Source organism: uncultured Clostridium sp., from assembly GCF_937920395.1.
GTDB lineage: Bacteria > Bacillota > Clostridia > Clostridiales > Clostridiaceae > Clostridium_AD.
This window is the reverse complement of record NZ_CALEVF010000136.1, coordinates 1-8,962: the sequence shown is the minus strand read 5'-3', so window position 1 is coordinate 8,962 and position 8,962 is coordinate 1. Positions and strand designations below refer to the sequence as shown.

8 protein-coding genes and 2 pseudogenes are annotated in these 8,962 nt (G+C 27.8%); 5 read left to right on the top strand and 5 right to left on the bottom strand.

The window, feature by feature from the left end:
- Together Q0649_RS10115 and Q0649_RS10110 are read right to left on the bottom strand one after the other, a co-directional pair.
- Positions 1–413: HNH endonuclease domain-containing protein (locus tag Q0649_RS10115; RefSeq protein ID WP_298841058.1), on the bottom strand; the 413-nt coding region annotated here is incomplete at its 3' end.
- Between the two features lie 24 nt (positions 414–437).
- Positions 438–1,064, bottom strand: coding sequence for a hypothetical protein (locus tag Q0649_RS10110; RefSeq protein WP_298841055.1), 627 nt, complete (start codon positions 1,062–1,064; stop codon positions 438–440).
- Between the two features lie 339 nt (positions 1,065–1,403).
- Between Q0649_RS10110 and Q0649_RS10105 the strand changes: the two genes are divergently transcribed.
- Positions 1,404–1,715: a nucleoside triphosphate pyrophosphohydrolase gene (locus Q0649_RS10105; RefSeq protein WP_298841052.1), complete on the top strand. Its 312-nt coding sequence runs from the start codon at positions 1,404–1,406 to the stop codon at positions 1,713–1,715.
- Between the two features lie 37 nt (positions 1,716–1,752).
- Here Q0649_RS10105 and Q0649_RS10100 read toward each other — a convergent pair whose 3' ends face one another.
- Entirely contained in the window at positions 1,753–2,295 is a 543-nt protein-coding gene (locus tag Q0649_RS10100; RefSeq protein WP_298841050.1) for a hypothetical protein, read from the bottom strand.
- Between the two features lie 299 nt (positions 2,296–2,594).
- Between Q0649_RS10100 and Q0649_RS10095 the strand changes: the two genes are divergently transcribed.
- Positions 2,595–2,951, top strand: coding sequence for a hypothetical protein (locus Q0649_RS10095; RefSeq protein ID WP_298841048.1), 357 nt, complete (start codon positions 2,595–2,597; stop codon positions 2,949–2,951).
- Between the two features lie 182 nt (positions 2,952–3,133).
- On the opposite strand, the pseudogene Q0649_RS10090 reads toward Q0649_RS10095, so the two are convergent.
- Positions 3,134–3,702 (bottom strand): annotated as a pseudogene (locus tag Q0649_RS10090) (phospholipase D-like domain-containing protein); the annotation flags it as partial.
- 587 nt (positions 3,703–4,289) lie between these two features.
- Here Q0649_RS10090 and Q0649_RS10085 point away from each other — a divergent pair.
- Positions 4,290–4,622 carry a hypothetical protein gene (locus Q0649_RS10085; RefSeq protein WP_298841045.1) on the top strand — a complete coding sequence of 111 codons (333 nt, stop codon included), beginning with the start codon at positions 4,290–4,292 and terminating at the stop codon, positions 4,620–4,622.
- A 915-nt stretch (positions 4,623–5,537) separates the two neighbouring features.
- The gene (locus Q0649_RS10075; protein WP_298841043.1) at positions 5,538–6,680 is read left to right on the top strand and encodes a Fic family protein; all 1,143 of its coding nucleotides are present in this window, start codon (positions 5,538–5,540) and stop codon (positions 6,678–6,680) included.
- Positions 6,681–7,105: 425 nt separating this feature from the next.
- Here the strand turns inward: Q0649_RS10075 and Q0649_RS10070 are convergent, their stop codons facing one another.
- Positions 7,106–8,167, bottom strand: coding sequence for an iron-containing alcohol dehydrogenase family protein (locus tag Q0649_RS10070; RefSeq protein WP_298841040.1), 1,062 nt, complete (start codon positions 8,165–8,167; stop codon positions 7,106–7,108).
- A 558-nt stretch (positions 8,168–8,725) separates the two neighbouring features.
- Between Q0649_RS10070 and Q0649_RS10065 the strand changes: the two are divergent.
- Positions 8,726–8,962, top strand: a pseudogene (locus Q0649_RS10065) (transposase); the annotation flags it as partial.

Below are 8,962 nucleotides of genomic sequence, written 5' to 3'. Positions count from 1 at the left end.
TATTCATATGGATTCTCTAGATTTAGCACGTCCACATATTCTTCAAGACTGTGCTTTATTTTCTTTTCACAAATATATGAAAATGCTTTATATTGAGTACTGCAAAAATCATCTATGTAATTATCATATAAGAGCAATTTGTCACTTTTCTTACTATTAACATTTTTAAAGGTTGGCACTAGATTCCACATTTGATCATGTAGAACAAAACTCCAGGGAATGAAATGATCTATACTAAGAACACCATGCTCCTCAAATGCAGCTTTGCTAAATTCATCGCCAGTATATATATCTTTTAATTTATTAACACTGATTATTTGTTTCCATAGTTCTGTTGCTTCTTTAAGCATCCTTCTCTTTGGTGCCTCAAGTTTAAAAACAATAGCCGGTACATTGGGGTTCCTCTTTTGCAAAAAACATACAAGCTTATAGTAAATTCATGCTTTAATTACTCTGTAATTTTCCTTCAAATAAGTTATCCAACAGTCATTAATTACTATTTTGTCCTTCTCACCTTTGATTATTTTGTACAAACAAGTTTGACTATCTTGTGATAAATCTACAATTATGGTGTTTTTAAACTCTGCAACTTTAAAAAAGGGAGATAACAATCTATAGGGTACATTATAAGTAAGTTCCTTCATCATTTTATTTAATTCTTTATCTTCACTTTTATATAAATAGTCTAATAGTTCTTTTTCATTGCAATTTACTGGGAACTCACTCCTCAATGCCACATAAGCAATAGGTTTTTTCAATTTATCAGAAAAGCCAAAGCCAAAATTTAATTTGAATTGTTGTTGTGGGTACCAAGCAGATACTATCATCCTAGCAATAAGCTTTTTAAACTCAATCTCTGTATTTCCAATGCTAACTTCCTCAAGTATTCCGAGCAACCAATACATTTTGTAGCTAGCTACCATCTTGTCCTCATCCAAGAGCCTAGAGAAAATCTTTGAATCTATCAATTTATTAATTGGCAAACATCCGACTATTTCCTTAATATTTATTAGGTCAATAGATGCATCTTTCTCGCTTTTTATATAATCCTTTAAGTCTGTCATCTTTTTCACATCCTATTAAAAACAAATTAACTATTTGTAAAATCTTTATCCCATATCCTTACTTTGTATCAATAATCAACTTATGATTATTCATAGTTAATGAAATATCCGTGCTAATAGCCATAATGTTCTAATTTATTATAAATATAATTTATTTTTTAACTTTCATCAAAACTACTCTATCACATTTGCATTGCTAAATTAAGAGAATAATGTCATATTTAAAATTTAAATGCCATTCAATTTTATTAAATGACGAAAACATAGTTTCACTCTCTATTAATCTTATCAGCACCTATGCTATAATAAAGCAATAAACAATATCCCTAGGAGGCTCCCATGAAAACATACAACAAACTAGTTAGAGATAAAATCCCTGAAATTATCGAAGCTACAGGTAAACCCTTTGATATCCATTTTGCTAAAAAAGAAGAAGTTTTGCCCTTACTTGAAACTAAATTAAACGAAGAAGTTTCCGAATATCTAGAAGCTAAAAATCTAGAAGAACTTGCTGATGTTATGGAAGTTTTGTTTGGACTTGCAAATGCGCTTGGATATTCCGAGGATGATCTAATTAACAAAAGAAATGAAAAAAAAGAAGAAAGAGGCTGCTTTGAAAAAGGCATAGTACTTGAAAAAGTCTATGAATAAATGAAACCCTCATAGAATTTTTTTATGAGGGTTAATTTTAATAACTACTTTTATATTCTTCTAAAAAACTTGGTTTAATTGAAAGATACCATTTCTCATTTGTACAAACTCCAACCCAATCTAAAACAGCACAAATAACAAAACCAGCACCAACTGCTGTTTCTCCCTCTTGAACTCCATGTACTTTATGAGCAATGTATCCTTCAACAGAATTAATCATCAATTTTCCACTTCCTAACCTTGCACCGGATTGAGCATTTCCTTTTTTTGCTTTACCTCCATTATTCATTACAATCTCAACTGCAGCATCAAAAGCTTCCCATATAGGTTGATTTGCTGAAGTTATCTTTGAAGATACAATTCCTTTATCACCTTCATCAAAACAAATATCACAGCTATCCCCGCTAAAAAGTGTAATAATTGCTTTCCCACCTGCGTCATTAAGTTTACTTTTTATATTTTTAACAACTAAACTATCAGTCTCTTTTATTGCTACATTTGTAATAGTCGGCATACATTCTTCATTCCTTTCAACAACATTACTTGTTGCCTTATAATTATTAATACTAAATTTATTCACTAATAACTCTTTAATACATCTTCAACCTCCTCTACTTTATTATGTTGAATATGAATATTTTTAAACTAGGTAAATAGTACATAGATAAAACCCTTCATAGTTTTTCTCTATGAAGGGTTTTATCTATTATATTTATTTTTCTAACTTTTCAAGTCCTCCATGTTATAAATATATTACTGAACATATCACAATTATTGATAATAAAATTTACAGATTTCAAATTGAGTAAATAGTTTAAGGCATCAGTAGTATAATTAAGATATAGTTTTTTTATGTATTAATTCAATTGAGGTGATAAAATGATACCCAAATATATAAACGTAGCATGTATTACAAAAGAAAATAGAAATAATATGATTGATTACGCAGTTAGCTGTATTAATAGCGGTTCAGGATGGGTTATGAACCATACTATGTTTTCAAATGCAGCCATATGTATTAATTTTGAAATAGAAGCCAAAGATGTAGGTGAATTATTAAAACGACTTAATACTAATGGACTTAGGCTGATTAAGGAAAGCATTGAACTAGCAGAAATTTTTCCGCAAAATATTGAAGAAAAATATAGAGAAAAAGAAATAATTGGAGCAATAAATATTACTTTTGTCCATAATGATCCAGATTTAATAATTAAAGCGCCTGCTGTTCCAGGGTAATAATATTTATGTAGATATTCATAAATGGTTTGTTATACAAATCATGCATAAATGGAGTGTATATTCTAAATTAGAGGTCCAAAACACCGTAATGGTCTAAGATTTTTTTATTAGATTATATTTAACGCTCTTTGTAATAAATCACATAAATTCAATAAAAAAAAGAACATATAAAACAAAATGATTATAGAATGGTTTAAAAATAAGTCTTCAAAAACATTCTTAAAAAAAGTAAAATCCTCTAAGTTCTGATTCTGCAGCTCTGAAAGAGATGATTTGATCTATAATTCCATTCTATACCGCTAGTTAATGCAGAATTAGACATATTAGAAGACCCAATAAAAACATCTCCATCCTCTTCATATTCAAATATGTATGACTTAGGGTGAAAGGATTTATTCTTAATATTATAAAACCTTAAATCTACCTTATCACCGAGTGTTTCCTTTACTAAATATAAAGCCTGAGGTTGAGTGATATTAAGATAATTTCCTGTTAATATTCTTATACGTACACCACTTTGTGCCACCAACTTTAAATCATCAATAAGCAATTTAACTCCTGATTCCATTAAAAATCCTACTGCAAGATCTATGGTCTTTGCTTTTTTTAATGAAGCCATTAATTTAGGTAATAAATAATCCTTGTCCCCTGTAGAACAATTTGAATCATAATCTAGCGTGGCCCCTTTAAATTGGATGGAATCACTAGTTATTATATCTTTAGTAACAATATCAACTTTATCTATCATACTTCACTAATCCCTCTTTCCAATCCCCTTATACTTAATAGTTGTTTTACCATATGCCACTAAGGGCTTATTTACTAATTTATATATATTATAGTATATATTTACTTACTTATCAAAAATCATATAATCCCTACTGAGGCGTAATGAAATCTTTTAAATTTAATTAGATTCTTATTAGGTTTTTATAAGATTTTACAGTCCTCTAATCTACATTTTAACAACAATATATTTAAACAAATTCTATATTATTAAAATTTTCATCATACGAATATATGTTCGTATTTTGGTAATGATACCATTATAATATATATTATTTCAGGCAAAAATTTGATATACTTAGGAGAGTGAACATGAGTCTAAACCCATTACCACAGCCATATTTCTATTAGACCAATATATAGATGCAATGGAATTTTTGGAAAGATTGAAGAATATAGTACTCACTTTTAATAACCTAACTTCTGATTAAAAATACAACTAATAACAATGAAATATATAAAATGAATAAGTTAATAGAAAATAACTCATTTAAAAAAAGATATTAAATTGCAATTTACAATGATATAATATAAAGACGAGGTGCTAATATGAGTGATGATAAAATGTTTGAATTTATGACCAAAATGTATTCAGAAATGCAAGATGGGTTTAAAGATATAAAAACTGAGGTTAAAGAAAACACCAAAAGGCTTGATGCCATTGAGAATGACGTTAAAAAATTAGGTGTAAGGATAGACAGAAAACTTATCCCTACCAGTGATGCTCTTTTGGATGGATATAAAGGTAATTCTGAACATATAACGATTATTGATGATAAAATTGACAGACTTCAAATAGATGTAAATAGTATAAGTATGAAAGTGTCGTATAATGATAGTAGAATTATAGAAATATCTAAAAACCTTAGAAAAGTTGAATAATAAGAATCTGTGGGATTTCAATGATGTTAATTACTTTAAGTGTATATTGATATTCTGAATGTATAATATACGTTTTAATTAATTGTAAATTGTTATATGTTAATTAAATTCTTTACTTATATTATTTTATGGTCTAATCAATATAACATGAGAAAAAGTTGCTCACTTTAATATAAAGCGAGCAACTTTTTTGATTTATTGCCTATGTCCTATTGATATAAGAAAATTTTCCATTCTCACAGGGCATCAGCATAACATAAGGGTTATGCAGATACAATGCTAATAAGAATATCCTTATAAATGCAGTAACTATTAATACGGCAAAGGATAGTTCAGAAATTGAAAATATAATCACAAATATCAAATACATCTTTGTTATCCAATCTCTCTGGAGTTGCCTTGAGTCCTAAAAGAAACTTTGGAGTCAAATATTCTAAAATATTTTGTAACTCGACGTATTAGAAGATCCTATAAAAACATCTCCATCCTCTTCATATTCAAATATGTATGACTTAGGGTGAAAGGCTTTATTCTTAATATTATAAAACCTTAAATCTCCCCTGTCACCTAGTGCGTCCTTTACTAAATATAAAGCCTGAGGCTTAGTAATATTAAGATATTTCCCGTTTATATTCTTATACGTACGCCACTTTGTGCCACCAGCTTTAAATTCTGAATAAGCAATTTCACTCCAGGTTTCATTAAGAATCCTACTGCAAGGTCTATTGTCTTTGCTTTTTTAATGAGGCCATTAATTTAGGTAATAAATAATCCTTATCGTTCTATAAATCTCGTTTTTATCATTTTTAGAGTTAAATAAACCTAAAAAGTATACTTTTTAGGTTTAAATGGTATACTTATTAGTAATAGCAACTATAATACTAGTTAAAATGTTTTAGATAAGGAGGTTTTAAAATGAAAAAACCATATTTACCATTTACATTGCCTAATGATAAATTAATTGATAAGGAAAGATTGTTTAATAAAGTAATACAAGCAAATAAAGAAATTGCTATATATAACGAAAAATTAAAAAGTTCAAAAGTAAGACCTGATCTTTTAATGGATTTGTTCTCATTAAAAGAAGCTTTGGAATCTTCTAAAATTGAAGGCACCCAAGCAACTATTGATGAGATGTTAGAATATAGATCAGATGAAAAAAATGTTACGGATGATATTAAAGAAGTCACAAACTATTATATTGCTTTGCAAGAAGGTGTGTATGGACTGAAAATATTGCCTCTAAGCAGTAGATTAATAAAAAATTTACATAAAACATTACTTGGTGGTGGGGTTAGAGGTGGAAGTAAAACTCCAGGGGAATTTAGATCCGTTCAAAATTACATAGGAACACAAGGTAGTAATATAGAAAATGCTTCATATATTCCACCAGAACCACAGCTTGTAGATAGTTTCATGAGTAACTTAGATGAATTTATAAATGAAAATGATGATATTAATGATTTAATTAAAATTGCATTAATTCATGCACAGTTTGAAACAATACATCCTTTTTTAGATGGTAATGGTAGAATAGGAAGAATACTAATTCCTTTATATTTATACAATAAAGGATTTATAAGTAGTGCTAACTTATTTGTTAGTGAAAGTTTAGAAAAAGATAAATATAAATATTATGATCTTTTAAATGCAACTAGATTTAATGTAACAGATAAAGAAGATGATGAAGATCAATATGAAAAAGATATTGTTGCAGTAAGAAAAATTTATTCTGATTGGATAGACTTCTTTTTATCTGCGTGTATAAATGAATCAAATAAATTGATTGATAAAATAGAAAAAATAAACGAACTTTATAATGTATCTATGAACAAAAGCATAAAAATAATAAATAGCAATAAAATGAGACAAGTTATAGATGTTATATTTGAATTCCCTATCTTTACTAAAAATAAAATAAAGAGTAAAATGACAATCCCAGTAACTACTTTAGATAATTATTTAAGGAAGTTGGTGGAAGCAAAAATAATTTATTCCGATGGAAAACATAGAAATAGAAAATATTATTTTTACGATTTAATTAATATTTTAAGATAAATAATATTTAACTTTATTAGATAAATCAAAAGAACAAATGATGGTATATCTATATTTTGAAAAGGCATTATTAAGACATTACCGAAATAATATTGTAAATTTTAGAATGATTTTTGAATTTATTTGAAATTACAAAACCCATGAGATATTATTCTCATGGGTTTTGTAATTGATTAATATAAAAGCAGCAAGATATGTTTTACCTATACCGCCTTTTCTACATTTTCCCACTTCATATAGTACACCACTTTGTGCCACCAGCTTTAAATCATTAATAAGCAATTTGAATCATAATCTAGCGTGGCCAATTTAAATCGAATGGAATCACTAGTTATTATATCTTTAGTAACAATATTTATAGGTACACCTAAGTAGTTTAAAACATTACAGTTTTTATTACACATCTAAAATTGAATTAGTATCTTTCATATTAAGATAGAATTTAATGTTTCATCCTCATCAATAAACTTTTTAGCCATTTCTCTACTTTCTTCAACATGAATATAAGTATATCTGTTAGGTTTTATTGAAGGAGCTATATCTATAGCTTTCTTAAAATCTTCTTTTCTCATTTTCAAAGTTTTAACATATCTAAAAAAGCCCGTTTCCGTTAATATTTTTGATATTCTCTCAAATCTGTGGTTTTGCACATTAGACATAATATAGGTCGCAACTCCAACCTGTATGCCATGAAGTTGAGGAGTTTCAAGAAATTCGTCTAAAGCGTGAGAAATTAAATGCTCAGAGCCGGAGGACGGTGAACTATTACCTGCAATTTCCATAGATATACCATTTAAGGTTAGTGAATCCACTAATTCTTTTAAAAACAAATCCTCCTTAATTGTCTTAAATTCAGTACGTACAAAACTATTTACCGATTTTTTTGAAAGCATGGCTGCAAAGTCATCAATAGTTGCTTTTCCTTGCTGCTCTTCAAATTTCCAATCATACAGAGCAGTGATGTTTGATACTAAATCTCCAATTCCTGAAAATATAAATTTCTCAGGTGCTCCTTTAATTACATCAATATCTATAATTATACCGTAAGGAGTTTTTGCTGGAAGAGACATACGTTTTCCACTTACTAAAAGGGATGCAACTGGACTTGAAAACCCATCATTAGATGTTGAAGTTGGTATACTAATAAATGGTAGCTTTTTTAAAAAACTCATATATTTAACAGCATCTATAGCTTTACCACCACCAATGCCAATAAGAGCCTCAGTATCATTTGATATTTCAAATGCCATAGTACTAATTTCTTCAAAATTTATGGCTAAAATAGTTTCTATTTTTAAAATCTGAATGTTGGATTCTTTTAAAGATTTCATTATAGACACTCCAAATAACTCTTCTATTCCTTCTCCGTAATATATCGAAACCTTTTTCAACATAGCTTTTTTAATCAAGTTTCCTATGTTATTAATATTTCCTTTTCCTACTTCTAAAATTGTAGGAATAGCTATTCTGTGAGATGAAGACTTCATATTTTTCACTCCTTGTAAGTTTATTCTAAACTTAGCTTGCTCATATTTAATAAATGTATTACAAAAAAATATTTCTTGATAACTGTAACACTTAAGTCAAAATGCTTAAACATGGACTCCTCTACAAGGCTTAAGTATTTTATACATACAACACTTTGAGCCACCTGCTTTAAATCATCAATAAGCAATTTCACACTGAAATAGAATGAAATCTTTTAAATTTAATTAGATTTCATAGCATTTTTAACTTAAATTTAACTTCCCACACTTCAGTGCTTTCAGTTGGTTATTAGCAATTAATATTATTTACTTAATTAAATTCTTATTAAGTTTTTATAAAATTTTACAAGATTCTAATCTACATTTTAACAACAATATATTCAAACAAATTCTATACTAATAATAATTTCCATCATACGAATATATGTTCGCATTTCGGTAATAATATTATTATAATATATATTATTTCAGACAAAAATTTGATATACTTAGGAGTATGAACATGAGTCTAACCCCGTTGTAGCAGCCATATTTCTATTAGACCAAGATATAAATGCCATGGAATTTTTAGAAAGATTGAAGAATATAGTAATTAATTTTAACAACCTAACTTCTGAGGAAAAATTATTATTAAAAGGTTGGATTAAAAATACAACTAATAGTAATGAAATATATAATATGAATGAATTAGTGGAAAATATATTTGATGAGAATAAAAAAGAGGAGGTCGAAATTATGGTTTCTAATGCATCAAACATCTTTGGTAAATTAAAAAGTGATGGAATAAAAGAAGGT

What these genes read in the sequence shown, in the direction of transcription:
- Q0649_RS10110 (WP_298841055.1), bottom strand. Translation starts at nt 1,064, where the DNA reads ATGACAGACTTAAAGGATTATATAAAAAGCGAGAAAGATGCATCTATT.
- Q0649_RS10105 (WP_298841052.1), top strand. Translation starts at nt 1,404, where the DNA reads ATGAAAACATACAACAAACTAGTTAGAGATAAAATCCCTGAAATTATC.
- Q0649_RS10095 (WP_298841048.1), top strand. Translation starts at nt 2,595, where the DNA reads ATGATACCCAAATATATAAACGTAGCATGTATTACAAAAGAAAATAGA.
- Q0649_RS10085 (WP_298841045.1), top strand. Translation starts at nt 4,290, where the DNA reads ATGAGTGATGATAAAATGTTTGAATTTATGACCAAAATGTATTCAGAA.
- Q0649_RS10075 (WP_298841043.1), top strand. Translation starts at nt 5,538, where the DNA reads ATGAAAAAACCATATTTACCATTTACATTGCCTAATGATAAATTAATT.
- Q0649_RS10070 (WP_298841040.1), bottom strand. Translation starts at nt 8,167, where the DNA reads ATGAAGTCTTCATCTCACAGAATAGCTATTCCTACAATTTTAGAAGTA.